The following is a 25987-nucleotide window of genomic DNA, read 5'->3' as shown; positions in this document are numbered from 1 at the left end:
GGGGAGTAGCGCAGCGGTCAGGCTGCGTCAGGCGGTGGCGCCGTAGGCGGCGGACAGTTCGATCTGGCGGCGCGAGCTGGTCAGCATGTCGCCGAGCTTCTTCAGCTGCGGCATGGCCAGGTCGCGGATGCGGGCATCGTAAGTGAGGATGCGGTCCAGCAACTGGTAGCGGCGCATGCGTTCCGCATCGGAGAACGGTGCCTCGTGGTCCATCTGCCGCAGGCGGTCCACCAGGGCCAGGTAGCCCTGCTGCAGCGCGGTGACGGTGTCCCAGTCAGCCGCCTGGGCGGCCTCGTGCATCCGTGCGGACAGCGCGAGGATTTCCTCGTAGCAGTCCACGATCGGGAAAAACTCGGGAAGGGAAGCCATGTCAGTTGTCCTGTAAGGCGGGTTGCCGATCCGCGGCCGTGTCGTCGATCTGCGCCCAGGCCGAAGCCAGGCTTTCGAGCAGCGTGTCGACTTCGGCCAGCAGGGCCGCGTCGCTGCGCAGGTTGGCCAGCATCAGCCGGCGCACCATATATTCGTACAGGGATTCGAGGTTGGCGGAGATCTCGCCGCCAACCTCATGGTCAAGCACGGCGCGCAGGCCGTTATCGATGATGTCGATGGCTTTGGAGATGGCGTTGCCGCGTTCGATGACGTTGCCGCCCTCCAGGTGGAACTTCGCCCGCGCAATGGCTGCGCGCGCGCCGTCGTACAGCATGGCGATCAGCTTGTGCGGGCTGGCGCTCATGGCGCCGGTCTGGACGCCGACCTGGGCGTAGGCGTTGGCGGATGCGCGGGCGAACATGGTTGGGTTCCTTCAGGCTGTGGTGTGCGGCGGGACGGTTACTTCTTGGTGCTGTTGTTCAGCGCATTGAACTGTTGCGTCAGGTAGCTGCTGGTACGGTTCATCTGCGCTACCACCAGGTCCAGTTGCGTGAACTGGGCCTTGTATCGAGCCACCGTGGCAGTAACGCGGTCCTGGACGCGGTCATAGTCGTCTTCCAGGTCCTTCAGCGTCTTGGTGATGCCATCCTGAGCCACCTTCAGCGCGCCATCGGTCTTGCTCAGGCCCTCGATATAGGTGCTGGCGCGCTTGCCGATGCCTCCGTCGCCGGTGGTGCTGGAAAACAGGGACGTGACGCCACCCAGGTCTTCGTTTATCGCCTTGGTCAGCTTGGTGTCGTCCAGCTTCATCGTGCCGTCTTTGTCGAACGAGATGCCGACGTCGATCAGCGTGATCGTGCCGCCGTTGCCGTCATCCATGGCACCGCCCAGCATTGAACGCAGGCTGGACTGGATCGAGCGCAGCGTGCCGTCGCCGGTCAATGCCGCGGACGTACCGGCCTTCGTATCGAATGCCGTCAGCGACTTGGCGGAACTCTGAATGTTGTTGTAGGCGGTGACAAAAGCCTGGACGGCGGCCTTGATTGCGACGTTGTCGCGGGTCACCACCAGCGATGTCGTGCCTGGCTTGACAAGGTTCATGGTCACGCCCTGCGCTGCGTCCACCACTGAATTGCTCTGGCTGACCACGTCGATGCCGTTGATCGTCAGCGTCGCATTGGCAGGCGGCACCTTCTGTTCCATCTTGTTGGCGGCGGGCGCCGCGGCCGGGTCGAACGCAACCACGTTGTTCAGTGCCGCATCGGTCGACGACACCCGCATGGTGGCTTGCGTTCCGGTCTTGTCCGACGTCAATACCAGGCGGTAAGGGCTGGCGCTGCCGTCATTGACGATGCTGGCCGTCACGCCGATGCTGGCCTTGTTGATGGCATCGCGCATTCCTTCGAGCGAAGAATCCGCGGGGATGGTGACCTTCTTGGTGCTAGTGGCGGCGCCACCGGTGGCCAGCGCTTCGCCGAAGTCGAACACGAGCTCGCCGCCACCGATCGCGGCCTTCTGGTCGGCAACGTTGCTGCTCACCAGCGACTGCGCGGTGGCCAGCGTGTTGACAGTAATGCTGTAGCTGCCAGGCACGGCGTTGGCAGCGGTGGTGACGTTCATCACGTCCGTGGTGCCGATGCTGGCCTTTACTGCGCCGAAGGTGGCAGCATCGGACAGCTTCTTCGCCGCGCCCTGGTAGGCGTCCAGCACGCTCTGCACCTGACTGTAGGCCGACAACTTGGTCTGGTAGCTCTTGGCCTGCGCATTGATGGCGTCAAGCGGTGCCTGCTCGGCCTTCTGCAGCTGGTCCAGCAGGTCGCTCAGTTGCAGGTTGGAACCGATGCCGATGGAGGAGATCGTTGCCATATTATTGTCTCGTCTTCAACTGATATTCAGGGCTCAGGCCGCGTGGTTGATGAACAACCCCTGCAGCTTGTCGATGGCGCGGGCAATGCGCAGCACCTCTTCGGTGGGCATCTGCCGGATCAGGTCGCCGGTTTCCTTGTCGATCACCTTGGTGATGACGCGGTGCGTGGTATCGTCGATCTCGAAGCGCAGGCCGATGGTGGTGGTCTTGAGCGCGTCGACCAGCTCGCCGATGGCGGCGCTGGTTTCCAATCCCTGTGCGGCTTCTGTGTGGTCGCTGGCCACGGCACGATCCTGTCGCTGCGTAGCATGGCTGGCCATGGTGGTGGCGCCGCCAGATGGCATGGCAACGGCTAAGCCTTCGGCTGGCATCCGCACGGTAAAGGGGTTCACTGTCGGGGGAGGCGCCATCGAATACTCCGTCCGGGTTGGCAGGGTTCAGTTCCAGGAGAAACGCTTTGCAGGCAGTCGGGCTGCCTGCGAAATGCTCCTCGGGCAAAAAGGCCGGGCCTTGCGGCCCAGCCTTCCTGCGCCATTCGCCGATGCGATTAACGCAGCAGCGACAGCACGCCTTGGGTGGTCTGGTTGGCTTGCGCCAGGACCGACGTACCAGCCTGTTGCAGGATGTTCGCGCGGGTCATGTTCGACACTTCCGTTGCGTAGTCGGCGTCCTGGATGCGCGAGCGCGACGAGGACAGGTTGGTCACGGTGGTGCCCAGGTTCGAGATGACGGAGTCAAAACGGTTCTGGACGGCACCCAGCGAGCTGCGCAGGTCGTCGACTTGCTTCAGCGCGGCGTCGATCTTCTTCAGTGCGTTGCCGGTGGGAACGCCCGTGAATTCGGCTGTGGGGGTGGCGCCGCTCAGGGAGATCGTGCCAACGGCCACGTTGAGGGTGCCGGCGGCACCGCCGTCGGCCAGGGTGCCGGCAGCGACGTAGTTCTTGCCCTGGACGGTGACGTAGCCCGTGGCTACGCCTGCAGCATCGTTGGCAACACGCACTACCTGGTCTTGCAGAGTGACGGGGCCGGCGATGCCATTGGCGGTGTCGTCGAATGCGACATCAGCTTCGTTGAGCTTCACGGCGCCGGTGGCACGATCAACCGAAGCAGCAAAGTAGTCGTCACCAGCCTTCACGACGAACTGGCCAGAGTTCGCGCCGGCAGCCGTCTTGACTTCGTGCAGTTCGAGGTCCGCTGCGGCGAAGGTCTTGCCGGTTGCGGCGTTGATCTTGGTGACGTCGCCCGCAGCGAAGCTCACGTTGAACGAACCGGTACCAGCGGCAGCGTTGATCGTGGTGATCTTCGGGCCGACGTCCAGCGAGTTCTTGGCCACCGAGAAGCCGCTCAGGCCCAGCGTGGTCCTGTCGATCTGCTTCAGATCGATGGAGATGGTCTCGCCGTCGTTGGCGCCAACCTGGACGGACAGCTTGTTGCTGCCGGCCAGAACCTTGACGCCGTTGAAGTCGGTCTGTTGCGACGTACGGTCGATTTCAGACAGGCGCTGGTTGATTTCATCCTGAATCGACTTCAGGTCGGACGAGGAGTTCGAACCCGTGGCCGCCTGGACCGACAGTTCACGAATACGTTGCAGGTTGTTGTTGACTTCGGTCAGCGCGCCTTCCGTCGTTTGTGCCAGCGAGATGCCGTCGTTGGCGTTGCGCTGGGCTTGCGTCAGGCCGCGGATGTTCGAGGTAAAGCGGTTGGCGATGGCCTGGCCGGCGGCGTCGTCCTTGGCGCTGTTGATGCGCAGGCCCGACGACAGGCGCTGGATCGCCGTGTTCAGCGACGATTGCGACGTGTTCATGTTGTTCTGAGTCATCAGAGACAACGAATTGGTGTTAATGACTTGCGCCATGGTACGACTCCTATATGCAAAGTTTTGGGCATTCCGGCTAGTGCCGTAACGTTGGCGGCCTGCTTTGCAGGGCGTAGAGTGCCTCCGTTGCTTGGGTTATCGACCGGGCAAGAGAAAGGTTTAGAGTGATCTCCGCGATAGTTTCGCGGGGTACCGGCAGGGCGGGCTGAGGCGCCGCGCGGCAGGGCAGGAAGGCGCGTGGGGCGGGCGTTGGCCTAGCGGCGCTTGCTGGTGCGGGGGATGTAGATCGGCAGGAAGTCCGGCTCCGGCGCCGGAGCCGGCGCCACCACCGGCGCGTCCGGCGCATTGGCCAGCGTAACCAGGCAGATCGCCCGCTTGTAGACCACCGTGGGCCGGATGTCGTCCGGCTGCCGGCCAAGCAGCACCACGTAGTCGTCTGACGCCAAGACAAGGCCCTGCAGCCGGGCGCCGGTGGCCAGGTGGACGATCACCGGGGCCTGGCTGGTCCTGTATGCCGCAAATTGCTGGTGTTGCAATTGTCTCCGGCTGCGTGACTTGGGCCGGGTTTCCTTCTTCTTCACAACGACTCCGGAAGAGCCCGCAAGGGTTCTGGCGGCTAATGGCTTGGGGTGCGCCACGGCCAGGGCGGCACGAGAAACATCCGCTCTCGGTAACGGCGCGTGTGCCGGCGGTTGGCGCTGCCAGAAGAGAAGGGGAATAATTCAGGGCTGAGAGTAACAAAGTTCTACAAGCGTTGACGAACCGTGTGTCAATTCGGATCTAGAGTCGCCGCTCTATAAAATGTGTTGCTCTCGAGGCCGTGATATTGTACAGCATTGTGCGCTGCCGCATGCCGCGGCTAGGGCGGCGGGGCGACAGGCCGGTTGGACCGGGCTCGCGATGAAATTGCCAGCCCATATGAAAAGTGCCCTGATGTAGCGTCAGGGCTAAGAACAATCAAAAGTGCGCAAATAATCTCATATCGTCATAAGGGAATCCCCTGATAGAAACGGGATTTACACCTCATGTAAGCGCGTTTATATTCTTGGCAAGAGCTTTTCAGCTCGAGCAGTCCTGAAAAGCCTACGAGCACCCCGCGCGTAGGCTTCTTTTTTTGCCTGCGTCGTTTGAATCGCGCTCTGTGGCGCTGTGGCTGGTGCGGTTAGTAAAAACCGACCGGCCGTTCGGACTGCCCAAGCAGATTTAACGCCACTTTCGCGCCGCGCAATCCTCCGAAATGGGAGGATTTTTGCCGCCAATTCTCATTTCCGTTCAAGAGGTTCAGCTGAACGCCGATAGCCGGCGCGGCCCTTAGCCTGCCGTCGTGGCGGTGCCGCGGGCCACGCGCCGCCGTGCGCGCGCTGCCAGGCCGGCGCCCAGCACCCAGCGCAGCGTCGGTGCCAGCACATGCATGCCCGCGAGTGCTGCCGGGCGCCGTATCGAAGGGCCGTCCAGATCGAGCTGTTGCCGTGCCCACGGCGGCAGCAATGCGATGCCCGCGTCGGCCATGATCCGCACCGCCGGCTGCAGCAGCGGGTTGGCCACCGGCATCTTCCGCACCAGCCGCACCACTTCGCTGGTGCGTTCGCTAGCCAGCAGCGCAGGCCGCATGGCCTCCAGGTAGGCCGTGACTTCGGCGCGCGAGCGCGGCACGTCGGCCGCGCCCAGCATCTGGGCGATGCGCGCAACCTCGTCGTAGTAGCGATCCTGCTCGGTGCCGCTCAGTGGTCCGACATAGCGCAGGTAGCCAGCCAGGAAGCTTGAGACCTCGGCCACGTGCACCCACGTCAGCAACGCCGGGTCGGAGGCGGCATAGTGCCGCCCGTCCGGGGCCACGCCGACCACGCCGGCATGGATGCGCCGTACGCGCCCGATCAGCGCCATGGCATCGGCACGGCTGCCGTAGGTGGTGCCGGCGATGAACTGCGCGGTGCGCCCCAGGCGCCCCTGCATGTCGGTGCGAAAGCTGGAGTGGTCCCAGACCCCGGCCAGTGCCAGTGGATGCAGTGTCTGCAGCAGCAGCGCACTGACGCCGCCCGCGAGCATTGCCGGAAAGTCGGCATGCACGCGCCAGCAGACCGCGTCGGGCCCGAACAGACCGGGATCGCCCGGCGGGTTGTCGTAGTCGAGGGTCACGCCGGAATTGCTGCGGGTCAGCGCGCGCACGTGCGCGCCGGCGCGCTCACGCAGCCTGGTGGAGAGATGGTTCAGCGGGCCGCGTCGTGGCTGCGCAGAGCGGCCGGCGGCGGGGTCGGTAAAGCTGGACAAGGCCGGTGCCTGAATGGGGAAGTCAGGGCCAGCATACACGGGATGCGGGGCGATGTGCGCGGGGTCATGCCGCGGCGGTTGCCGCAAAAAGGGCCGGAGCCCCCTTGCGGGAGTCCCGGCCTGTCAATCTCCGGCGTATGCCCCTGCGGCCGCACCGCATGTTGCGGCCGCACATACCCGGAAAGCTGCCTGTTATCGTGGCTGGCGCGGCTTACTTACGGCTGGCGTTGTCCGCCTTGTTGCCCACCCTGTTGCCCGCCCTGGCCGCTTTGCTGGCCGCTGCGTTGGCCACTTTGCTGGCCCGGTTGCGAGCTGCCGCGATCCTGCTGCTGCTGTTGGTCCTGCTTGCGGTCCTGGTTACCCATCTGACCGCCGCCTTGTTGTTGTCCCGGCTGCTGCTGGCTGCCGCGTTGGCCAGATTGTTCCTGCTGCTTCTGTTCCTGCGGCTTCTGGCCCGACTGCGATTGACCCGGCTGTTGCTGCTGTCCCATTGCTAGCTCCTTGACGCGGCGAACTGCCGCATCCCCTGTTTCGCAATCGCCATGCCAAGGATGGAAGGACCGGGGTGCCGCCAGCAACGGCCTGTAACGGGGGATGCAGCACATCACGCGGCGGGCGCTTTTACAACGGGTGGCCCGATTTACACGCCGTGGGCCCCGCCGCGGACGCCTGGTGCGGCCTGCCCGGCAGGTATGGAGCTTGCTGAAATATGCCTTACCAGTGGTTCCGCGTGCCAGGCAAGTCCGGCAACGGATGCGCTGGTGACCCGAAAAAGGAGGCAGCCATGCGTTTTTCCCGAATTCCCGCGCGCACCGTGCGGATGGCCTGTGTTGCTGCCGCGCTGGCGGTAGCCGGTAGCGCGCTGGCGCTCGACAAGAGCGGCCTGATCCTGGTTGCGGCCGACGATACCCCTGTGGCACCCGTCAATTCCGCGCCGGGCATGCCCGGCCGTGCCGACCCTGACCGGGGCGCCGCCCCGGACATGAGCGCCGACAAGGCCAAGCGGGCCGTCGAGGACGGTGCCATCACCACCAGGATCAAGACCAAGCTGCTCACGACCAAGGACCTCAAGTCCACCGGCATCCGTGTGAAAACCAGGCAGGGCACGGTCGACGTGAGCGGCACGGTGCCGAGCCAGCAGCAGCACGACCTGGCGCTCGACGCGATCCGCAGCGTCGAGGGCGTGACGTCGGTCAATGACAACCTGAAGGTGTCATCGCGGTAAGCGGGTTTGTCCGATGCTGAGGGTTTGCTCCCTCTCCCGCGCGCGGGAGAGGGAGAACGCAATCGGAATTTGGCCCCCCTGCCTAAGCCGCGTGCTTCCTGCGCGTAGTGCTTGAACTCTTGCGCGCGGCCGGCGCGTGCGACTCGCGCTTGGCCGGTGCACGCTTGGTCTTGGCGGCGGTGCTGGCGCGCTTGGCAGGCGGGGTCGCAGCCCGCTTGGCAGCGGGCTGCTTCCTGGCGGCGGCATGCCGCGCAGGGGCCTTGCGGCGCGCGGGCGTGGCGTCCTCCTTGTCTTCCTTGCCGCGCTGGCCCAGGCTCTGGCGCAGCAGCGCCACCATGTCGATGACCTTGGCGCCCTGGCGCGGCGCTTCTTCCTCTTCCGCAGGCGGGGTCAGCTGGTGGGTCTTGCCGGAGTCGATCTTTTCTTCGATGCGCGCCATCAGGTCGTCACGATAGCTGTCGCGGTACTGTTCCGGCTCCCAGTCTTCGCTCATGTCTTCGACCAGCTTGGTGGCCATCTCGATCTCGCGCGCATGCGCGCCGGTGGGTTTGCCGGTGGTCGCCTTGGGCAGGCGCAGTTCGGAGATGGGCAGCACCTCGTCGGCAAAGCGCATGGTGTTGAGCACCAGCGCGTCGCCGTGCACCAGCATCGCGGCCAGGTGCTGGCGGGCGCGCAGCACCACCAGCGCCAGCGCGGCACGCCCGGTGCGGCGCATGGTTTCGTGCAGCAGCGCGTAGCCGCGCTCGCCGCGCTTGTCGGGCTCGAGGTAGTAGGGCGTGTCGAAGTAGTACGGCGGGATGCTCTGCGCGTCAACAAAGCTGACGATATCCACCGTCTGCGTGGCCTCGACATTGGCCTGGCGGAAGTCTTCCTCGTTCAGCAGCACGTATTCGTCCTTGGCGTACTGGTAGCCCTTGACGATATACTCCTTGTCGACCGGCTTGCCGGTGCTCTTGTTGATGCGCTGGTAGCCCACCGGCGCCATGTCGCGCACGTCCAGCAGGTCAAGGTCCAGCGTCTGGCTGCGCGACGCGGGCCGCAATACTACCGGGATATTGACCAGGCCAAAGGTTATGGCGCCTTTCCAGATGATGCGTGACACGTGAGGGCTCCTTTGCCAGCCGCACGGGCACGTTGCGGCGGCGGTGGCGGCAGATCGCCCGGAGGCGGGTCTGCCACTGGTTCGGGCGGGCCCGGCGGAGGTTCCGGCGGCGGGGTTTCAGGCTTGCGCGGCGGGATGTCGGGATCGGGCGTGGTATGCACGGAGCTTCCTTGTTCAAGGGTGGATGGGAGCGGCGGCTGGCATCGGCATCGCGCTAGGAATGGTCCGCGCTGAGTGCATCCAGCAGCCGTGTCAGCGCGTCCAGGTCGGCCGGCTTGACCAGGTGCTGGTCGAAGCCGGCTTCCAGCGCGCGGCGGCGGTCCTCGGGCTGGCCGAAGCCGGTCAGCGCCACCAGCGTGGCGCCGCGCATCTCGGGCAGCGCGCGCAGGCGGCGCGCGGTCTCGAAGCCGTCCATGGCGGGCATGCCCAGGTCCAGCAGCACCACCTCCGGCCGGGCATCGGTGGCGCGCGCCAGCGCGCTGGGGCCGTCGGCGGCGGTCACCACCGTATGGCCAAGTGTCTGCAGCGTCATCATCATGGCCTCGAGCGCGTCAGGGTTATCGTCCACCACCATGATCCGGCGCGGCACGCCGCGGTGCGGCGCGGTGCGGCCGGAGCCTGGGTGCCACTTCTGCCACGGCTCTACCGGCAGCGTCACGGTGAAGGTGCTGCCCTGTCCGGGGCCGGGGCTGTCGGCGCGGATGGTGCCGCCATGTAGCCGCACCAGCTTTTGCACCAGCGTCAGGCCGATGCCGGGACCGTCCTGCTGGATCGCGCTGCGCGGCGGTTCGGGCTGGGTGCCGTCGTCGCGCGCGGCCAGCGGATCGAACAGCTGCCGCTGCAGTGCCTCGGACAGGCCGGCGCCGTTGTCGCGCACGCGCACGGTGACGCGGGCGCCGGACGCGGCATCGGGCGCGGTGTTCGCCGCGCCGTCCTCGAGACTGGCATCGACGACGATCTGGCCGCCGGCGGGCGTGTAGGCCGCGGCGTTCTGCAGCAGGTTGCTGAAGATCTGCGCCAGGCGCACCAGGTCGCCACGTACCGGCAGGGGCTGCTCGGGCAGCGACAGGCGCAGCGTATGGCCGCAGGCGTCCATCGTGGGGCGCACGGCTTCCACCGCGGTATTGAGCGCGGTGCGCAGTTCCACCAGGTCCTCGCGCAGCGTGATGCGGCCCTGGTTGAAGCGCGAGATGTCGAGCAGCTCGTCCACCAGCCGGGTCAGGTGGTGCAGCTGCCGGCCGATGATGTCGCGCGCGCGGAACATGTCCTCGCGCGAGGGCGAGAGCTGCTGCAACAGGTCCGCGGCGCTGCGCAGCGGCGCCAGCGGATTGCGCAGTTCATGCGCCAGCATCGCCAGGAACTGGTCCTTGCGCCGTTCCTCGTCATGCAGCGCGCGGCCGGCACGGTTTTGCAGCGTCACGTCCTGGCAGGTGCCGGCAATGCGCAACGGCGGCGTGCGGTCGTCGCCCGGCTGGCCTTCCGCGCCGCGTACCGGGAACGCGCGCGCGCGGATATCGCGCAGCTCGCCGTCCGGGCGCGCAAGGCGGAACTCGATGTCCAGCCTGCCGTCGCCCAGCATGCTGGCGAACGCCGCTTCCACGCGCGCACGGTCGGCCGGCGCCACGCGCTCCAGGCAGCGGCGCGGCTCTTGCGTCAGCTGCTCGGGCTTATGGCCGCACAACGTGGCGAGCGAGGGGCTGGCGAACAGCAGGCGGGGCTCGGCCGGGTCGAGGATCCACACCACGTCGGCCAGCGATTCGGCCACCTGGCGGAACATGTCTTCATGCTCATGCAGTGCCCGCGAGGTGCGGTGATAGGCGTCCTCTGCCCCGCGCAGCCGCAGCAGCGCCTGGATGCTCGACAACACCTCTTCCGGCTCGGCAGGCTCGACCAGGTAGCCGTCGGCGCCGCAGTTCAGCGCCTCTACGCGCTGGCGCGATTGCGCCAGCCCTGGCGAGGTCAGCAGCACCAGCGTGTGCGCGGTCTGTGGATCGGCCTTGAGCAGCCGGCAGACTTCCAGCCCGCTGATATCGGGCAGGCGTGCGGCCAGCAGCACCAGCACCGGCGCATGCTGTCGCACCAGCGACAGCGCCGAATGGCCGGTGGCGGCCTCGATCACGGAATACTCGCCGCGATGGAGGATGCGACTCTTGACGTAGCGCGGCCCCTCGCGGTCATCGACATTCAGGATCAGCGGGGCCGGGTTGGCGGCATGCGGCGTCATGGCATCACGCTGACAGGCGCTTGCGCGCCCGCGCGGAGGTTTGCTCAGGGCCCGGGATGGTCCGCGGCGGCGCCGTGTAAAACCGCGCCGGCCGCGCTGCCCCGCTTGCAAGCTTTGCCGCGCTGGCGCGGCCGCCGGTTGTAGGTATTACATGCGCACAGAAGTCGTCCATCGCCATTCCCCTTATGCATCAGCACGCCTGCGGCTTTGCCAGGCTGTTGCGCTGGCAGAGTGGCAAGAGGCGTGCCGGGCAGGCGTCGCCCGGCACGCAGCGCGGCAACGGCGTGGCATGCGTGGCCCGCTTCAGCGGCGGGCCGCCTCGCCGCCATGCGCTTCGGCGCTGGGGGAGGTGCCGCCGTGCGGTCCGGCTGAGCCGGCCGCTTCGGCAGCTTTCTGCGGGATCTTGCCGGGCTCGGTAGTGCCGCCGCCGGTGGCGCCCTTGCCAAAGCGCGCAGCGATCCGGTCCTGGACCCGGCTTAATGCCTCGGCCTGCTGTTTGGCCGCTTCGGCTTCCTTGGACTTCTTGGCTTCGGCGGCCAGCTGCTGCTCGGGCGTCGGTGCCGGCAGGCGTGCCTGCACCGGGCTGGCGGCGAAGGACAGCATCGCGCAGGAAACCAGCAGGTGGCGCAAGGCGCGGCGGTTGCGTGGCGCGGCAGCGGTGGCTCGAATCTTCGCGGCGATCCTGAGTTGGCTCATCATCACGTCTCCATGTCGTCGCTGCACTGGCAGCAGTGCAACGTGGCGCACGCGGCGGGGGTGCCGGGCCGTGTGCCATGACCGGGATGCGGCAAGAAATGTGCCGCTTGGCGACTGCTGTGGATCTCCGGCGGGAACGGGGGGCTATCGGGCGCGTGCCAGTCGCGCCGCGGCGCGCGTGATCGCCTGCCGGGTTTCGGCGTAGTCCGCCCATGGGTCGTCGGCCGCCACGGCGTCGAGCCTCGGGCCGGCATTGGCCACGGTCCACTGCGCCGCGCCTTGCAGGCTATCGAGTTCCTCCCACCACACCGGCATCGATACCCCCAGCCCCGGGCGTGCCCGCGCCGAGAATGCCGCCACCGTGGTGGCGCCTATGCCATTGCGCAGGTAATCGATGAAAATCTTGCCAACGCGGTTGCTTGGACCGCTCTTGGCCACGAAGCGCTGCGGCACGGTGGCGGCGACATGGCGCACCGCGTCATGCGCGAACGCCTTCACCTCGTCCCACCCGGCACGCGGCGTGATCGGCACCACCACGTGCAGCCCCTTGCCGCCACTGGTCTTCAGGAAGCTGGCGAGGCCGAGTTCATCGAGCAGCGCCTTCATCAGCGCGGCGGCTTCCTGCATTTGTGGCCAGGGCACGCCTTCGCCCGGGTCCAGGTCGAAGACGATGCGGTTGGGGCGCTCGATGCTGCGCTTGCCGGCGTTCCAGGTGTGGAACTCCACCACATTGAGCTGTGCCGCGGCCACCAGGGCTTCGGCCGACGCGATTTCCAGCAGCGCGGGATGCCCAGGCCACAGGCCCGGATCGAGCACGTTGAGGCCGTCCACCCGCAGCGTGTCGCTATGCCGCTGGAAGAACTGCTCGCCGCCCACGCCCGATGGCGCGCGCACCATCGCGATCGGTCGCCCGCGCAGGTGCGGCAGGATCAGCGGCGCGGCGCGTTCGTAGTAGCGCACCAGGTCGCCCTTGGTCAGGCCGGATGCTGTGTCGATGACGCGCTCGGCATGGCTGATCGCGACCTTGCCGCCGGCGGCGGTGGTGCGCTTTGCCGCCGCCTTCGGCCGTGTGCCGGCATGCTTTGCCGTGGTTGCCGCGGGCTTGCCGTTGGCCGCCGGCGTTGCCGGCCGCTCCACCGACACCGCGCGCGCGGGCTTGTCGGTGCGCAGGCCGTGGAACACGGCATGGCGCACGCGGCCTTCGCGGGTCCAGCTGCCGAACGAGACCTCGGCCACCAGCTTTGGCCGCACCCAGTGCCCCTTTACGCCTGCAGGCACGTTCTCAAAGGGCGCGGAATCGGCGCGCAACGCGTCCAGCTGCGTGCGCAGCGCGCCCAGCGTGCGCGCGTCGAAGCCGGTGCCGACATTGCCCGCGTAGCGCAGCCGCCCGCCGCTGTCGTGCACGCCAAGCAGCAACGAGCCGATGCCGGCGCGGCTGCCCTTCGGGTCGGTGAAGCCCGCCACCACGAACTCCTGGCGCAAGGTGCATTTCAGCTTGATCCACGTACTGGTGCGCGCGCTGACATAGGCGGCGTCGGCGCGCTTGCCGATCACGCCTTCAAGCTTCATGCGGCAGGCTGCCTCGAGCATGTCGGCAGGGCCGGCCTCGAAGTCCTCGCTGAACTGCAGGCGCGGCGAGGTGTTGTGCGCGAAGATCCGGCGCAGCAGGGCGCGCCGCTCCACCAGCGGTACCTTGCGCAGGTCATGGCCGGCAAAGTAGGGCAGGTCGAACACGAAATACTGGATGCCCTCGACGCGCGCGGTATCGAAGGCATTCTGCAGCGCCTGGAAGTCGGTCGCGCCATGCTTGCCGAGCACCACGATCTCGCCATCGAGCCAGCCATCGGGCAGGCCCAGGGTGCCGACGTCGCGCGCCAGCGCACGCAGCTTGCTGGTCCAGTCGTTGCCCTGGCGCGTGAACAGGCGCACATCCTTGCCGTCGATGCGGGCCAGCAGCCGGTAGCCGTCGAACTTGATCTCGTAGCGCCACGCCTGCGCGTCGGACGGAGGCTGCTCCACCAGCGTGGCCAGCTGCGGCGCCAGCGCCAGCGGCAAGGCCGCGCGCGGCGCGCCGCGCGGCGGCTTCAGGGATTTCGCCGTGCCGTGTGCATCTGGTGCGGCTTCGTCAGGCGGCTGCGCGGACTTCGCGCGCTTTGCCGCGGGTTTGCGCTGCGTGCCGCCCAGCACGCTGTCCGGCAAGGCCTCGACCACATCGAACTCCGATGCCGGCACGGCGGTCTCGTCGCGCTCCTTGATCAGCAGCCAGGCGTCCTGCTCCTTCTGCCGGCTGCCGTGCATGCGCACCAGGGTCCAGTGACCGTGCAGCTTTTCACCGCGCAGCTCGAACTTCAGCTTGCCGGCGCGGTAGCCGGCCTCGGCATCGCCTACCGGCAACCAGGTGCCGCGGTCCCAGACGATGACCGTGCCGGCGCCATAGTGGCCGGCGGGGATTACGCCCTCGAAGCCGGCATAGTCCAGCGGATGGTCCTCGACATGGATGGCCATGCGCTTGTCGGCCGGGTCCAGGCTCGGCCCCTTGGGCACGGCCCAGCTTTTCAGCGCGCCGCCGAGTTCGAGGCGAAAGTCATAGTGCAGCCGACGCGCCGCGTGCTTCTGGATCACGAAGGAAAGCTCGCCGGCGCGCTTGTGCACCTTGCCGCGGGTGCGCGCGGCGCCGCTGGGCTCAGGCGTGGCGCCGAAGTCGCGCATGCGACGGTATTTGTCGAGCGCGGCGGGAGCGGCCTTGGCGGCTGGCGCGCCGCGTGCCGCCGGGCGGGCCGTGCTGGCGCGCTTGCCGGTGGGCTTGCCGGCGCCTTTTGCCGCGGCGCGGCGTTTGCCGGGATCCTTTGGCGCTGTCGGTCGCGTGGTCTTGGCCATTGCTGTCGCCGGTTAGGTGGGATGTATCCAGCTTAGGCAGCACATGCCGCCGCTGAAATCGGCGCCCGTCCTACAGCGCCCGGCGGCAGCCCCATGCGCGTCGCGCCATGTGGTTCTTACCGGGTGTTGTAAATCTGCGGCAGCCCGCCTGCCGTGGCGCCGCCAGCCAGGGCCGCCCCGGACAGGAACGCTCCTTGCGACTCCCCAGCGGCATGCCCGGCACCGTGCCGGGCCTCCCCGAGGAGAAGCGGCGATGAAACCAACCCTGAAGAACATTGGCTCGCAGGTCATCGTCCTGACCGGTGCCAGCAGCGGCGTGGGCCTGGTGACGGCGCGCAAGGCGGCGCAGCAGGGCGCGCGGCTGGTGCTGGTGGCGCGCAGCGAGGGCTCGCTGCACCAGCTGGCCGAAGAGCTGCGCGACCATGGCAATGAAGTCATCACCGTGGTGGCCGATGTCGGCAAGCATGAAGAGGTTGGCAAGGTGGCGCAGGCTGCGATCGAGCGCTTCGGTGGCTTCGATACCTGGATCAACAACGCCGGCGTGACCATCTTCGGCCGCCATTGCGACGTGCCGCTGGAAGACCAGCGGCGGCTGTTCGATACCAACTACTGGGGCACCGTGCATGGCTCGCTGGCGGCGGCCGCGCACCTGCGCGAGCACGGCGGCGCCATCATCAACATGGGCAGCGAGGCGGCGGACGGCCCGCTGCCGCTGCAGAGCGCCTATGCGGCCTCGCAGCACGCGATCAAGGGCTTTACCGATTCGCTGCGGCTGGAACTGGAGCAGGAGCAGGCGCCGGTCAGCGTGACGCTGATCAAGCCTGCCGGACTGGAAACGCCGCTGGCGATGCACGCCAAGAATTTCCTCGATGTCGAGCCGCGCATGCCGCCGCCGCTGTATGACCCGGCGCTGGCGGCCGACGCGATCCTGTTTGCTGCCGCGAACCCGCGCCGCGAGCTTTTCGTCGGTGCTGCCGCCAAGGCGTTCTCGGCCGCGGCGTACCACGCGCCGCACACCTTCGACCGCTTCATGCGCCGCTTCATGGGCCGCGCGCAACAGACGCATCACCCCGCGGGTCCGCTCGAGGACAACGCGCTGTATGGCAGCGGCAGCGGCCTGCAGGAACGCAGCGGCAGCCACAACGCGCTGCACTCCTGCCCCTACACCACCACCGCGCGGCACCCGATGCTGGCCACTGCGCTGGTGGTGGGCGCCTCCGCCGCGGTTGCCGCGGTGTACCAGTTGCGGCACAAGCGCTAGTGTCCTGTGCTGCGCACATTGGTGGCGCGTGGGCCGCGAACGCCTATCATTGACTCGAATGCCCGCAGTTGCGGGCATTCGGGCCTCCGCCGGGCGGCGGCGCCAGGCCGCCCGCGCACGGGGCCTGCTGTCTTCCCCATCACACAGAAGGTATGCTCATGTCCGAGCCGCATGCGGCAAAAGGCATCCGTACGTCACTCGTCGGCGAGCCGGACTGCACCCTGGCGGACGATGCCGGCCTCCTGCTGGCGGCACAGTACCGGCGCCTGCTCGACGCGGTGGAAGACTGCGCCGTGTTCGAGACTGATGCGCACGGGTGTATTGCGATGTGGCCGGATGCCGCGCGGCGCGTGTTCGGCTACAGCGCCGAGGAAATCACCGGCCGTCACTTTTCCTGCCTGCATCGTCCTGACGATGTCGCTGCCGGCCTGCCGCAGCAATGGCTGCAGGCGGCCGCACTCGGAGGCAGCGCGCGCGACCAGGGCTGGCGCGTGCGGCGCGACGGCAGCCTGTTGCAGGCGTCCTGCCTCATGCGGGCCATTGGCGCTGCCGACGGGCCGGACGTAGCGGCCAGGCATGGCGATGCCTCGTCCGTGGAGTCCGCGGCAGGCCAGGCCGCCGGCTTTATCGTGTCGTGCCGCGACATTACCGTGCAGCAGGCTGCATCCGAGCATGCCCGGCTCGCCGATACCCGGATGCGGCTGCTGGCTGAAAACCTGCCCGGCACCGCGGTGTGCGAACTTGACCTGGACGGCACCATCCGCAGCTGGAACGTCGGCGCGCAGGCGCTGGCCGGCTACGTCGAGGCCGAAGCCGTCGGCCAGCCGCTGGCACTGCTCTATTCCCGCCAGGATGCCGCCGCGGGGCGCGACCGCGCGGCGCTGGAAGCCGCGCGCGCGTGCGGCCAGTGGGCCGGCGAAGAGCGCGTGGCACGCAAGGACGGCTCGGTGGTGCGTTGCCATACGCGCATGGTGCTGGTGCGCGACGCCGCCGGCTGCCCGACCAGCCTGCTGTGGACCGTGCGCGACCTGAGCGATGCGCTGCGGCTGGAAATGCTGGAGGCCGGCAGCCGCCGGCTGCAATCGTTCCTGGCCATCCTGGCGCATGAACTACGCAATCCCCTGGCGGCGGTGCGCAACGCAGTCGAAGTGATCGAGCTGACCCCGGATGCCGACACGCGCGTGCGCCGCTGCGCCGGGATCATCGACCGCCAGCTGCACCAGCTGGAGCGGCTGGTGAACGACCTGCTCGACGTAGGCCGCGTGACCGCCGGCAAGCTGAAGATGGAGCTGACGCCCACCTCGTACAACGACGTGGTAACCACCAGCATCGAGGCAATCCGCCCGGTGCTGGAAGCCGCCGGCCAGCGGCTCGTGTTGGCGCTGCCGGCAAGCTCGCCCTATGTGCGCGCCGACGCCGCGCGGCTGGGGCAGGTGCTGCTGAACCTGCTCAGCAATGCGGTCAAGTACACCCCGCGCGGCGGTATCGTCAGCGTGCATGTGAGCGTGGAGTCAGCGCGCGTCATCACCGCCGTGTCGGATACCGGCCGGGGTCTCGCGCCGGCGGCGCTGGACCGCATCTTCGACCTGTTCGCGCAGGAGGCCGGCGCCGGCAGCCGCGGCGGCCTGGGCATCGGGCTGGCGCTGGCCAAGGCCGTGGTGGAAGCGCACGGCGGCGCGATCCAGGCCGACAGCGGTGGCGCGGGCAAGGGCAGCACCTTCACCGTGATCCTGCCGCGCGCCAGCGCCCGCCGCCGCGAGGCCGGCACGCCGCCGCCAGGGCCGGTGCCGCGGCGCCGCGTGCTGGTGGTGGACGACAATGCCGATTCGGCTGACAGCATGGCCGAGCTGCTGGGCCTGCTCGGCCATGAGGCGCGCGCCGCCCATGGCGGCCAGCAGGCACTGGACCTGGTTGCCGAATTCCGCCCGGATTGCGTGCTGCTCGACCTGGAAATGCCCGACATGTCGGGCTTTGAAGTCCTGCCGGCATTGCGCCAGGCGTGCGCCCCGCGCGCGGTGCAGTTCCTGGCGCTGACTGGGCGCTGCACTGCCGAAGACCAGCGGCGCAGCGAACTGGCCGGCTTCCATGCCTACCTGACCAAGCCGCTGGCGATCGAGGCCCTGTCGCGCGCGCTGGCCGCGCCGCTGCCTTACAAGGAGCGGTAGGCGTCCAGCCGGTTGTACAGCGTCTTCAGGCTGATGCCGAGCGCGCGCGCGGCCTGGCGCTTGTCGCCGTCAAAGCGCGCCAGCGTGGCCATGATGATTTCGCGCTGGGTGTCGGCCAGCGTGGTGCCGACGCGCACGCTGACCACGCCGTCTACCGTGGTGGGCCGCGGCGGCTGCGTGGCCAGGTTGGGGTTGCCGATCTCCACGACCTTGTCGGCCAGGATAAAGGCGCGGTAGACGGCGTTCTTCAGCTCGCGCACATTGCCCGGCCAGTCATAGCGCACCAGCCGCTCCAGCGAGGCGGCCGAGAAGGCCTTGTCGGTGCGCTCCATGGCGTTGTACTCGGCCAGGAAGTGGCGTGCCAGCGGCACGATATCGTCGGGCCGCTCGCGCAGCGGCGGGATATGCAGTGGGAACACGGCCAGCCGGTACAGCAGGTCTTCACGCAACTGGCCGGCACGCGCTGCCTCGACCGGGTCGCGGTTGGTGGCTGCCAGGATGCGCACGTCGGTGGCGATGGGCGTGTCGCCGCCGACGCGGTGGAAGGTGCGGCCTTCCAGCACCCGCAACAACTTGATCTGCATCTCGAGCGGCATTTCAGTGACTTCGTCGAGAAACAGCGTGCCCCCATGGGCCTGCTCGAAGTAGCCTGCCTTCTGCTCGATCGCGCCGGTAAAGCCGCCTTTCTCGTGGCCGAACAGTTCCGACTCGATCAGTGTGGGTTGGATCGCCCCGCAGTTGACCGCAATGAAGGGGCCGTTGCGGCGCGCGCTGCGCTCATGTACCGCGCGCGCCACCACTTCCTTGCCGGAGCCGCTTTCGCCTACCGCAAGCATGGTGACATCGGTGGGCGCCACGCGCTCGATCTGGGCCAGCAGGCGTTGCATGGCGGGCGACGCGCTTTCCCACAGCAGCGACACCTGCGAGGGTATGGCACGGCGCGGCGCGGGCTCGCGCGCCGGCTCGGATGTGCTGGCGGCGTGGCTGGCGGGCTGCCCAGAGAGAGCGGCGTTGCTGCGCCGCGATGTGCTGGCGGTCACGGGCACAATGAAGGCCTCGGTCGGGGGCGGGCTTGTCGTGAGAAGTTCCTATGCTAGCCTTTGGCGCAGGGGCTTGCCATAGGTGTCTGAGCCCGCGCGGAAACATCCGACAGCTGTGTCAGACGGACACCGGCAACGACCGTGCCTGCCCGCGCTTAGACTGGCATTACGCAGTGGACTTGTGCAACCGACTGACAATGTCGCAGTCGAGACCCGTGCCGCCCCTGTGCCTGTCGCGCCACGCCTTGCATGGAGCGTGGCGGCGGGCGTGCCCGAGCCCGGCAGCGTGACCGCCGTGGCCCGCGAACGGAGGCGCCAGCGGATTTCGCCCAAGTTTCCAATAGGTCTCACTGACGGATCGTATGCCCCACATCCTGATTGTCGATGACGACGAAAACGCATGTGCCGCGCTAGCCGAGATCGTGGCCATGGAAGGCTTCAGCTCCGCCACGGCGGGCACCCTGCGCGAGGCACGGCTGCAGATCGGCTGGCGCATGCCGGAGGCGATTGTGGCGGACCTGCGCCTGCCGGACGGCAACGGCATGGAGCTGTTCGACGAGGTTGGCGCCTCGGGCGTCGAAGTGATCCTCACGACCGGTTATGCCAGTGTGGAAAGCGCGGTCGAAGCGCTGCGCGCCGGTGCCACCGATTACCTGGTCAAGCCCATCAACGTGGCGCGGCTGCAGACCGTGCTCAGGCGCCTGGCCACCACCGGCGAGTTGCGCGCCGAGATCCATTCGCTGCGCGGCGAGTTGCGCCGCTACGGCCGTTTCGGCCGGCTGATGGGCAGTTCCGAAGTGATGCAGGTGGTCTACGACCAGCTTGCCCGCGTGGCCCCGACTGAAGCCACGGTACTGCTGATCGGCGAAAGCGGCACCGGCAAGGAACTGGCCGCGCAGACCGTGCACGAGCTCTCGTCGCGGCGGCGGCAGCCGTTCCTGGCGGTCAACTGCGGCGCGATCTCGCCCACGCTGATTGAAAGCGAGATGTTCGGCCACGAGCGCGGCAGCTTTACCGGCGCGGACCGCCAGCACAAGGGCTATTTCGAGCGCGCCGACGGCGGCACTCTGTTCCTGGACGAGATCACCGAGATGCCCGCCGAGCTGCAGGTCAAGCTGCTGCGCGTGCTGGAGACCGGCACCTTCATGCGCGTGGGCACCAACCGCGAATGCCATGCCGATGTGCGCGTGCTGGCCGCCACCAACCGCAACCCTGAAGATGCGGTGGCCGACGGCAAGCTGCGCGCGGACCTGTTCCACAGGCTGAACGTGTTCCCGGTAGAACTGCCGCCGCTGCGCGCGCGCGGCGACGACGTGATCCAGATCGCCAACCTGATGCTGGACCAGCTCAATGCCGAGCAGGGCACCCAGCGCCGCTTCGCGCCCAATGTGCTGGACAGCCTGCGCCTGCACGCCTGGCCCGGCAATGTGCGCGAGCTGCGCAACTTCGTGCAGCGCGCCTTCATCATGTCCGACGACGACCTCATCACCGAAGTGCAGGTGCCGCTGCAGGTCGCGGCCACGCAGGCGCCGGGCGCGGCGGTGGTGTCGGTGCCGGTGGGCATGTCCCTTGCCGATGCCGACCGGCAGCTGATCTTCGCCACGCTGGAGCAATGCGCGGGGGTGAAGAAGCACGCGGCCGAGATCCTCGGCATCAGCCTGAAGACTTTGTACAACCGGCTGGAAGATTATGCCGCCCGCGGCGAATTGCCAGAGTGGCTGCGCGCCTCGCGCAACGACACCGGTTCGTCGGCTACCGGCTGATGGCGTGAGGCAGCGCCTGCGTTAGCGGGGATCGGGCCCGTGCCAGTGAGCCGCAGCGCCCTGTGCAGCACGTTTCTTGCTTCCTCCAACGCATACAACCCGGCCAATCCGGCCGGGGACGTGCCAATGCCGAGCCGCACATGACGCAGCACCCCCCGCAATCCGCGATGCCGGACGCTCCGCTTTCCTCGCCGGCCGGCGCCGTGCGCAGCGTGCAAGAGGTGAGCGCGCTGATCGAGCAATCGGCGCATGACCTGCGTTCGTCGCTGAACGCCATCCAGAGCTGGGCCTACGTGCTGGACCGTGCCTTCGATACCATGCCGGCGCCCGCGCAGCGCGCGCTGGACGGGATTCGCTTCGGCATGCAGCAGCAGCTGGCGCTGATCGAGGAGATGGAAGAGGCCGTGCGGCTGCTGGCCGACGAGAGCGCACCGCGCTGGCAGCGCCTGGACCTGCTGGCGCTCACGGCCCAGGCCATTGCCGACCGGCGTCCCACCGCCGAAGCCCGTGGCGTGCTGCTGTCGCCGGTCGCCACTGACGGTGCGGCGGATTCGTCGGAAGCAGCCTATCTGATCGATGGCGACGCCGAGCGGCTGGCCCCGCTGCTGCGGCACCTGCTGGTGCATTGCATCTGGCGCGCGCCGGCCGGCGGCTCGGTCGGCGTGCAGGTGTTGAGCGAGCCGGATCACGTGAAGCTGCGCATTACCGAGAGCCCGCCGCTGGACCAGCAGCGCAGCGCCAGCCGGCTGACCGCGCTGACCGATTTCTTCGGGCGCCGGGCGGCGCCGGACGGCGCGACCCCGGCCCGGCAGAGCAGCGCGCTGCTGCTGACGCGCCGCATGGTCGAAATGCACGGGGCGGCGCTGAGCGCGGAAAGCGATGGCTGCGATAACGACCGGATCAGGGTTTGCATCGCCGTCAGGTTCCCGCGCCACATGAGCGCCTGAAGCGGCGCCGCGAATTCATGTAGTTTTTACCGGCCTGTCGCGTGCGCTACGCGTAGCGCTTGCCGGCCGGCCCTGGTTGCACTTGCCATACCTGCGGCGTCACGGCAGCGCCCGCACCGCTCCCCCGCCACTCTCCTGTCCTTTCCCGTTTCTGGCCCGCGCCTTGCATGGATGAATGACCCAACCAAGGAGGGTACAACCATGCCCAAAGCCAGCCGCAAATCCGACAAGGCCGCGCAGGTTGCTCACAAGCCGTCCGGCGCGAAATCCGACAAGTCCCTGGCTGCCCGCATGAGCGGGCCATCCGCGGGCAAGGCCCACGCAGGCAGCAAGGCCGCCGCAGGCGACAAGCAACGGGGCAAGGAAGCCAAGACCTACCAGGCCGCCGTGGACGACTCGCTGGAGATGACGTTCCCGGCCAGCGACCCGATCTCGCCGAGCGCAGCCATGCACGCCGAGAAGAAGACGCAGACCGCGCGCGACGATGTCGACTGGAAGCTCAAACGGGGCAGTGAAGAGCAGCCCGTGGGCGCCAAGCCGGCCGGCCAGCGCAAGGGGTCGGCCAGCAAGCGCTGAAGCGCATTTCCGCAACCCTGAGTCCAGGTGCCGCGGCGGGATTCTACCCAGGGCCCCGCGCCGCGGCCCGCCAAACGGAGATAGCCATGACCCGAGTCCAACCTGAGCCCCCTGAAGAACGGCCGCCGCACGGCGCATCCATCGTCGGCGGCATCGACCGCGATTCCCCGGGCCCTGGCCCATTCGTGATGGCAGCCGACACGCTCGAGGGCAACAAGGTGGTTGACCCCGCCGGCGACGATATCGGCACCATCGACCACATCATGATCGACGTGCTGGGTGGGCGCGTGGCCTACGCGGTGCTGGCCATGGGCGGCTTCCTTGGCATTGGTGAAAAACTCTTCGCCTTGCCGTGGTCGGCGCTCACGCTCGATACGCGGCGCAAGTGTTTTGTGCTTGGTGTTGAAAGGGATCGGCTCAAGGCCGCGCCGGGGTTTGACAAGGACCACTGGCCCAGCATGGCGGATTCGCAGTGGGCGACCAGCATTCACCAGTATTACGGGATTTCGCCTTATTGGGAGGCGGATCGGTATGACCCTTGGGATGATAAGAGGAGGTGATGAGGAGTGGGCGTTGGCTCTTGGGTTGGCGCCATGCGGTCGCTCGTCATTCTTGGCAAGCGCCGCTGTTTCGCCGGAGTCGGGCGGTGGCCCGCGCTCTCAAGCGACATCGCATCAACGCCTTCGGCTGCGCTTCGCGCAAGCGCCCAATGACCGTCAACGCATTTTGGGCCTGCGTAGCAGCCGTAGGCGTCCCCGCGATATGGCTGGCAGCAGGCGGCCTATGCCCTGCATGGGGATCGTTCAATAGTGGGTTAACGCAGGCACTGTCACTGACTCACATGGCGTAGCAGGGTCGAACGGGCAACCACGCCCAATCGGCAAGCAGCACCGTGCGTACCACCAACACCGTGGAACTGATTGCCAGCCGCATAGGCGACGCGTTCTTTGGTTATTTTCTGTCGCTCGGACAAAAAGTAACTCGCCGGCTACGCCGGCGAAACAGCAGCGCTTGCCAAGTGCCAAAAAACCAACCAAATGACGCCAGTCACAAACAGCCACACGCTGTGGGAGCGCCAACAATGAACAATTCCAGCCCAATCCCGCCAGCCATTGACCATCGACCCGGGTCCGGCAAGCATTCCGGCGTGCTGCATGCCTTTGACCGCTTCGCCGGCGCGGCCACGCGCCAGGCCGGATCGCCGATCGCATTCGTGCTGGCCGTCGGTGTGGTGGCCGCGTGGGCCATCACCGGCCCATTGTTTTCCTATTCCGAGACCTGGCAACTGGTCATCAATACCGGCACCACCATCGTCACCTTCCTGATGGTGTTCCTGATTCAGCAGAGCCAGAACAAGGACGCGGTCGCGGTCCACCTGAAGCTCAATGAACTGCTCGCCTCGCACCGCGAAGCCAGCAATATGCTGGTGTCGATCGAGGACCTGGACGAGGAAGAGCTGCGCCAGCTGGTGACCTTCTATCGCCACCTGGCCGAGCTGGCTGACAAGGAAGACGGTATCAAGTCGAGCCATTCGCTGGACGAGGCGCGCGAGAACCACGCCGCCAAGCGGCAGGCGCGCGCAGCGCGCGGGCGCCGGCTGGACGGCAGCGATGCCGGGAGCCGCTCACCCACCGTGGCACCCAGCTCTTAGCCCATGCGGCCCCTTCCATTCCATCGAGCGACAGCCACCAGCAAGGAGCCGCCCGTGTCCGAACCGAGCAAGGCAACGAATCAAAAGCGCGCCGCCCCGGGCAACCTGCCGGCGCGCAGCCGCGCGGTGATGGTCTACGGTTGCGAGACCCTGGGCAAGGCCGACAGCCACCATGGCACGACCCTTGCCAATATTGCCCGCAAGGTCGCCGACATCGCGGGTCTCACCTTTGCAGGCGCCTACGCCGCGCCTGATGCGGGGCTGCCTGTGCCGTACCTGGTGCCCGCGCAGACGCTGGTGGGGCGCAAGCTGGCCCAGGACCTCGGCGTGCGGGGCGCGGGCGACCTGTTTGGCGGGGTGGTGCCTTACGCCTTCGTGGCCACCAAGGCGATCACGCACGGCCTCGTGGCACCCGGCGCGGCAGCACCGCAGGGCTGGTCCGAGGACTTTGTGCAGCGCGTGGTGGGCGCTACCCTGCCGGGCTTCACCGCCTTCACGCTCGGCGACGCGCGGATTGCGGCAATGCGCCTGCTGGCGCTGGGGCCGGTACGGCTGAAAGAACCGTATGGCGTCGGCGGGCTGGGCCAGCGCGTGGTCCACGACGAACGCTCGCTGGACGAGGCGCTTGCCGCGATGGCGCCCGACGTGGTGGAAGCCCATGGCCTGGTGGCGGAGCGCGACCTGGACGCGCCGCAGACCTACAGCGTGGGGCAGGTGGAACTGGCGGGCCTGCGGGCCAGCTATTGCGGCACGCAAGGGCTCACTGCCAACAACCACGGGCAGAAGGTCTATGGTGGCTCGACGCTGACGATGGTGCGCGGCGGCCTCGAGGCGCTGCTGCGGCACCCGTTCGACGCGCGCACGCTGGCCGCGGTGCGGGCCGCGATGGTGTACCACGAAGCCGCGCTCGCGTGCTATGGCGATGCCGGGAACATGGTGCTGTCGCGCTGCAACTACGACGTCGCCTTCGGCCCGCCCGCGGGCAGCGCCGGCCACGGGCAGGTGCTTGGGGGCGTGCTGGAACAGTCCTGGCGGGTGGGCGGCGCGACCGGCGCCGAACTGGCGGCGCTGGCTGCGCTGCGCGAGGATCCGCGCCGCGCCCGCGTGGTGGCTGCCACGCGCGAGGTCTATGGCAAGGGCGTGCGCGTGCCGGACGACGCCGAGATCTACTTCCAGGGAGAAGACCGGCACGCTGGTCCGTTGACCAAATACGCACGACTGGAGCCTGATTCCGATGGCAACGCATGAAGACCTGCTGCAGATAGAAAGCGAAGGCGGCACCATTGCCGGCACCCTGATCAGCCCGCAAACCAGGCTGCCGGGCGTGCTGTTTGTCCACGGCTGGGGCGGCAGCCAGCAGCAATACCTGGCCCGCGCGCGCAAGGTGGCAGGCCTGGGCTGCGTCTGCCTGACCTTCGACCTGACCGGGCACGCCGGCACCCAGGCGCAATACGAGACCGTCAGCCGCATGCGCAACCTGGCCGACGTGGTGGCCGCCTACGATGTGCTGGTGCGCCAGCCCGAAGTGGACCGCAACGCCATCGCGGTGGTGGGCAGCAGCTACGGCGGCTACCTGGCTGCGCTGCTGAGCACGCTGCGCCAGGTGCGCTGGATGGCGTTCCGCGCGCCGGCGCTGTACATGGACTCGGGCTGGGAACTGCCCAAGCGCCAGCTGCATCGCGAACAGGACCTGGTGGCCTACCGGCGCAGCGTGGTGCCGCCCGAGAGCAACCGCGCCCTGCGCGCTTGCGCGGAATTTGCCGGCGACGTGCTGGTGATCGAATCCGAGCACGACCAGGTGGTGCCGCACGCCGCGGTGATGAGCTACGTGGATGCCTGCGTGCACGCCAGCTCCATGACCTACCGCGTGATCAAGGGTGCCGACCACGGCCTGACGGAAGAGGAAAGCCAGCGCGGCTACAGCAGCCTGCTGGTCAACTGGCTGCGCGAGATGATCACCGTCGCGCGCGCCGGCCCGGTCAGCGCCGAGCGCGCCGAGCGGCCCGCGGAGCGGCCCGCACCGCAGGCGGCCACCGGCGAGCCGGGCATGCCGCAGGCCGAGTCCGCAAGCGTGCCGGCGGTGGTATCCGGCGCCCAATAGCGGCTTGCGCCATGTCGATGGCAGCAGGCCAGGACAGCT

General features: G+C 67.9%; 23 protein-coding genes. 11 read left to right on the top strand and 12 right to left on the bottom strand.

All coding sequences use genetic code 11. From position 1 onward, the window contains the following. Nucleotides 1–27: 27 nt before the first annotated feature. The 7 genes from I6H87_RS30670 to I6H87_RS30640 all read right to left on the bottom strand — a co-directional run bounded on the left by I6H87_RS30670 (nucleotide 28) and on the right by I6H87_RS30640 (nucleotide 6320). Nucleotides 28–369: a flagellar protein FliT gene (locus I6H87_RS30670; RefSeq protein WP_011617815.1), complete on the bottom strand. Its 342-nt coding sequence runs from the start codon at nucleotides 367–369 to the stop codon at nucleotides 28–30. A gap of 1 nt (nucleotide 370) precedes the next feature. Beyond that, nucleotides 371–790, bottom strand: a complete 420-nt coding sequence (gene fliS, locus I6H87_RS30665) for a flagellar export chaperone FliS (RefSeq protein ID WP_010810682.1) — start codon at nucleotides 788–790, stop codon at nucleotides 371–373. Between the two features lie 38 nt (nucleotides 791–828). Further along, entirely contained in the window at nucleotides 829–2235 is a 1407-nt protein-coding gene (fliD, locus tag I6H87_RS30660) for a flagellar filament capping protein FliD (RefSeq protein ID WP_010810681.1), read from the bottom strand. 33 nt (nucleotides 2236–2268) lie between these two features. Further along, nucleotides 2269–2580 carry a flagellar protein FlaG gene (locus I6H87_RS30655; RefSeq protein WP_231881467.1) on the bottom strand — a complete coding sequence of 104 codons (312 nt, stop codon included), beginning with the start codon at nucleotides 2578–2580 and terminating at the stop codon, nucleotides 2269–2271. A 203-nt stretch (nucleotides 2581–2783) separates the two neighbouring features. Next, entirely contained in the window at nucleotides 2784–4091 is a 1308-nt protein-coding gene (locus tag I6H87_RS30650; RefSeq protein ID WP_011617813.1) for a flagellin FliC, read from the bottom strand. Between the two features lie 215 nt (nucleotides 4092–4306). Then, on the bottom strand, nucleotides 4307–4588 hold the full coding sequence (locus I6H87_RS30645) for an RNA chaperone Hfq (RefSeq protein ID WP_010810678.1): 282 nt from the start codon (nucleotides 4586–4588) through the stop codon (nucleotides 4307–4309). A 775-nt stretch (nucleotides 4589–5363) separates the two neighbouring features. Next, entirely contained in the window at nucleotides 5364–6320 is a 957-nt protein-coding gene (locus tag I6H87_RS30640; protein WP_231881466.1) for an oxygenase MpaB family protein, read from the bottom strand. A gap of 236 nt (nucleotides 6321–6556) precedes the next feature. Here I6H87_RS30640 and I6H87_RS30635 point away from each other — a divergent pair, with 236 nt between their 5' ends. Both I6H87_RS30635 and I6H87_RS30630 read left to right on the top strand, forming a co-directional pair. Beyond that, nucleotides 6557–6817 carry a hypothetical protein gene (locus I6H87_RS30635; RefSeq protein WP_041688558.1) on the top strand — a complete coding sequence of 87 codons (261 nt, stop codon included), beginning with the start codon at nucleotides 6557–6559 and terminating at the stop codon, nucleotides 6815–6817. A 287-nt stretch (nucleotides 6818–7104) separates the two neighbouring features. Continuing rightward, on the top strand, nucleotides 7105–7545 hold the full coding sequence (locus I6H87_RS30630; protein WP_010810675.1) for a BON domain-containing protein: 441 nt from the start codon (nucleotides 7105–7107) through the stop codon (nucleotides 7543–7545). Between the two features lie 82 nt (nucleotides 7546–7627). Here the strand turns inward: I6H87_RS30630 and ku are convergent, their stop codons facing one another. The 4 genes from ku to ligD form a co-directional block, all read right to left on the bottom strand. After that, nucleotides 7628–8647 (bottom strand): non-homologous end joining protein Ku, encoded by a 1020-nt coding sequence (ku, locus tag I6H87_RS30625; RefSeq protein ID WP_010810674.1) that lies wholly within the window; start codon nucleotides 8645–8647, stop codon nucleotides 7628–7630. 214 nt (nucleotides 8648–8861) lie between these two features. Then, nucleotides 8862–10871, bottom strand: coding sequence for a response regulator (locus I6H87_RS30620; RefSeq protein ID WP_011617808.1), 2010 nt, complete (start codon nucleotides 10869–10871; stop codon nucleotides 8862–8864). A gap of 303 nt (nucleotides 10872–11174) precedes the next feature. Continuing rightward, the gene (locus I6H87_RS30615; protein WP_011617807.1) at nucleotides 11175–11570 is read right to left on the bottom strand and encodes a hypothetical protein; all 396 of its coding nucleotides are present in this window, start codon (nucleotides 11568–11570) and stop codon (nucleotides 11175–11177) included. A 141-nt stretch (nucleotides 11571–11711) separates the two neighbouring features. Further along, the gene (gene ligD / locus I6H87_RS30610) at nucleotides 11712–14444 is read right to left on the bottom strand and encodes a DNA ligase D (RefSeq protein WP_010810671.1); all 2733 of its coding nucleotides are present in this window, start codon (nucleotides 14442–14444) and stop codon (nucleotides 11712–11714) included. Between the two features lie 253 nt (nucleotides 14445–14697). Between ligD and I6H87_RS30605 the strand changes: the two genes are divergently transcribed. Then, entirely contained in the window at nucleotides 14698–15705 is a 1008-nt protein-coding gene (locus tag I6H87_RS30605; RefSeq protein ID WP_010810670.1) for an SDR family oxidoreductase, read from the top strand. Between the two features lie 158 nt (nucleotides 15706–15863). Next, on the top strand, nucleotides 15864–17870 hold the full coding sequence (locus tag I6H87_RS30600; protein WP_010810669.1) for a hybrid sensor histidine kinase/response regulator: 2007 nt from the start codon (nucleotides 15864–15866) through the stop codon (nucleotides 17868–17870). Here the strand turns inward: I6H87_RS30600 and I6H87_RS30595 are convergent. Further along, a complete protein-coding gene (locus I6H87_RS30595) occupies nucleotides 17855–18916 on the bottom strand; it encodes a sigma-54 interaction domain-containing protein (protein ID WP_011617806.1) in 1062 nt (353 codons plus the stop codon). The genes I6H87_RS30600 and I6H87_RS30595 overlap by 16 nt on opposite strands. Before the next feature lie 356 nt (nucleotides 18917–19272). Between I6H87_RS30595 and I6H87_RS30590 the strand changes: the two genes are divergently transcribed. The 7 genes from I6H87_RS30590 (at nucleotide 19273) to I6H87_RS30560 (ending at nucleotide 25948) form a co-directional block, all read left to right on the top strand. Continuing rightward, nucleotides 19273–20673 (top strand): sigma-54-dependent transcriptional regulator, encoded by a 1401-nt coding sequence (locus tag I6H87_RS30590; protein WP_010810666.1) that lies wholly within the window; start codon nucleotides 19273–19275, stop codon nucleotides 20671–20673. Between the two features lie 140 nt (nucleotides 20674–20813). Beyond that, nucleotides 20814–21620, top strand: coding sequence for a sensor histidine kinase (locus tag I6H87_RS30585; protein WP_011617805.1), 807 nt, complete (start codon nucleotides 20814–20816; stop codon nucleotides 21618–21620). Nucleotides 21621–21821: 201 nt separating this feature from the next. Then, the gene (locus I6H87_RS30580) at nucleotides 21822–22196 is read left to right on the top strand and encodes a hypothetical protein (RefSeq protein ID WP_011617804.1); all 375 of its coding nucleotides are present in this window, start codon (nucleotides 21822–21824) and stop codon (nucleotides 22194–22196) included. A gap of 86 nt (nucleotides 22197–22282) precedes the next feature. Further along, a complete protein-coding gene (locus tag I6H87_RS30575) occupies nucleotides 22283–22756 on the top strand; it encodes a PRC-barrel domain-containing protein (protein WP_011617803.1) in 474 nt (157 codons plus the stop codon). A gap of 521 nt (nucleotides 22757–23277) precedes the next feature. Further along, a complete protein-coding gene (locus I6H87_RS30570; protein ID WP_011617802.1) occupies nucleotides 23278–23847 on the top strand; it encodes a low affinity iron permease family protein in 570 nt (189 codons plus the stop codon). Nucleotides 23848–23901: 54 nt separating this feature from the next. Beyond that, entirely contained in the window at nucleotides 23902–25095 is a 1194-nt protein-coding gene (locus tag I6H87_RS30565; protein WP_011617801.1) for a DUF3182 family protein, read from the top strand. Beyond that, entirely contained in the window at nucleotides 25082–25948 is an 867-nt protein-coding gene (locus I6H87_RS30560; protein ID WP_011617800.1) for an alpha/beta hydrolase family protein, read from the top strand. The genes I6H87_RS30565 and I6H87_RS30560 overlap by 14 nt, the downstream gene beginning before the upstream one ends. Nucleotides 25949–25987 lie beyond the last annotated feature (39 nt).

Origin of the sequence: Cupriavidus necator (genome assembly GCF_016127575.1) — a bacterium.
Taxonomy (GTDB): domain Bacteria; phylum Pseudomonadota; class Gammaproteobacteria; order Burkholderiales; family Burkholderiaceae; genus Cupriavidus; species Cupriavidus necator_D.
The sequence above is the reverse complement of the archived record's forward strand: the minus strand, read 5'-3'. Positions and strand labels throughout refer to the sequence as shown.

Excerpts from the sequence above, each read along its gene's own strand:
- I6H87_RS30670 (WP_011617815.1), bottom strand. The coding sequence starts at position 369 with ATGGCTTCCCTTCCCGAGTTTTTCCCGATCGTGGACTGCTACGAGGAA.
- fliS (WP_010810682.1), bottom strand. The coding sequence starts at position 790 with ATGTTCGCCCGCGCATCCGCCAACGCCTACGCCCAGGTCGGCGTCCAG.
- fliD (WP_010810681.1), bottom strand. The coding sequence starts at position 2,235 with ATGGCAACGATCTCCTCCATCGGCATCGGTTCCAACCTGCAACTGAGC.
- I6H87_RS30655 (WP_231881467.1), bottom strand. The coding sequence starts at position 2,580 with ATGCCATCTGGCGGCGCCACCACCATGGCCAGCCATGCTACGCAGCGA.
- I6H87_RS30650 (WP_011617813.1), bottom strand. The coding sequence starts at position 4,091 with ATGGCGCAAGTCATTAACACCAATTCGTTGTCTCTGATGACTCAGAAC.
- I6H87_RS30630 (WP_010810675.1), top strand. The coding sequence starts at position 7,105 with ATGCGTTTTTCCCGAATTCCCGCGCGCACCGTGCGGATGGCCTGTGTT.
- I6H87_RS30620 (WP_011617808.1), bottom strand. The coding sequence starts at position 10,871 with ATGACGCCGCATGCCGCCAACCCGGCCCCGCTGATCCTGAATGTCGAT.
- I6H87_RS30615 (WP_011617807.1), bottom strand. The coding sequence starts at position 11,570 with ATGATGAGCCAACTCAGGATCGCCGCGAAGATTCGAGCCACCGCTGCC.
- ligD (WP_010810671.1), bottom strand. The coding sequence starts at position 14,444 with ATGGCCAAGACCACGCGACCGACAGCGCCAAAGGATCCCGGCAAACGC.
- I6H87_RS30605 (WP_010810670.1), top strand. The coding sequence starts at position 14,698 with ATGAAACCAACCCTGAAGAACATTGGCTCGCAGGTCATCGTCCTGACC.
- I6H87_RS30600 (WP_010810669.1), top strand. The coding sequence starts at position 15,864 with ATGTCCGAGCCGCATGCGGCAAAAGGCATCCGTACGTCACTCGTCGGC.
- I6H87_RS30590 (WP_010810666.1), top strand. The coding sequence starts at position 19,273 with ATGCCCCACATCCTGATTGTCGATGACGACGAAAACGCATGTGCCGCG.
- I6H87_RS30585 (WP_011617805.1), top strand. The coding sequence starts at position 20,814 with ATGACGCAGCACCCCCCGCAATCCGCGATGCCGGACGCTCCGCTTTCC.
- I6H87_RS30580 (WP_011617804.1), top strand. The coding sequence starts at position 21,822 with ATGCCCAAAGCCAGCCGCAAATCCGACAAGGCCGCGCAGGTTGCTCAC.
- I6H87_RS30575 (WP_011617803.1), top strand. The coding sequence starts at position 22,283 with ATGACCCGAGTCCAACCTGAGCCCCCTGAAGAACGGCCGCCGCACGGC.
- I6H87_RS30570 (WP_011617802.1), top strand. The coding sequence starts at position 23,278 with ATGAACAATTCCAGCCCAATCCCGCCAGCCATTGACCATCGACCCGGG.
- I6H87_RS30560 (WP_011617800.1), top strand. The coding sequence starts at position 25,082 with ATGGCAACGCATGAAGACCTGCTGCAGATAGAAAGCGAAGGCGGCACC.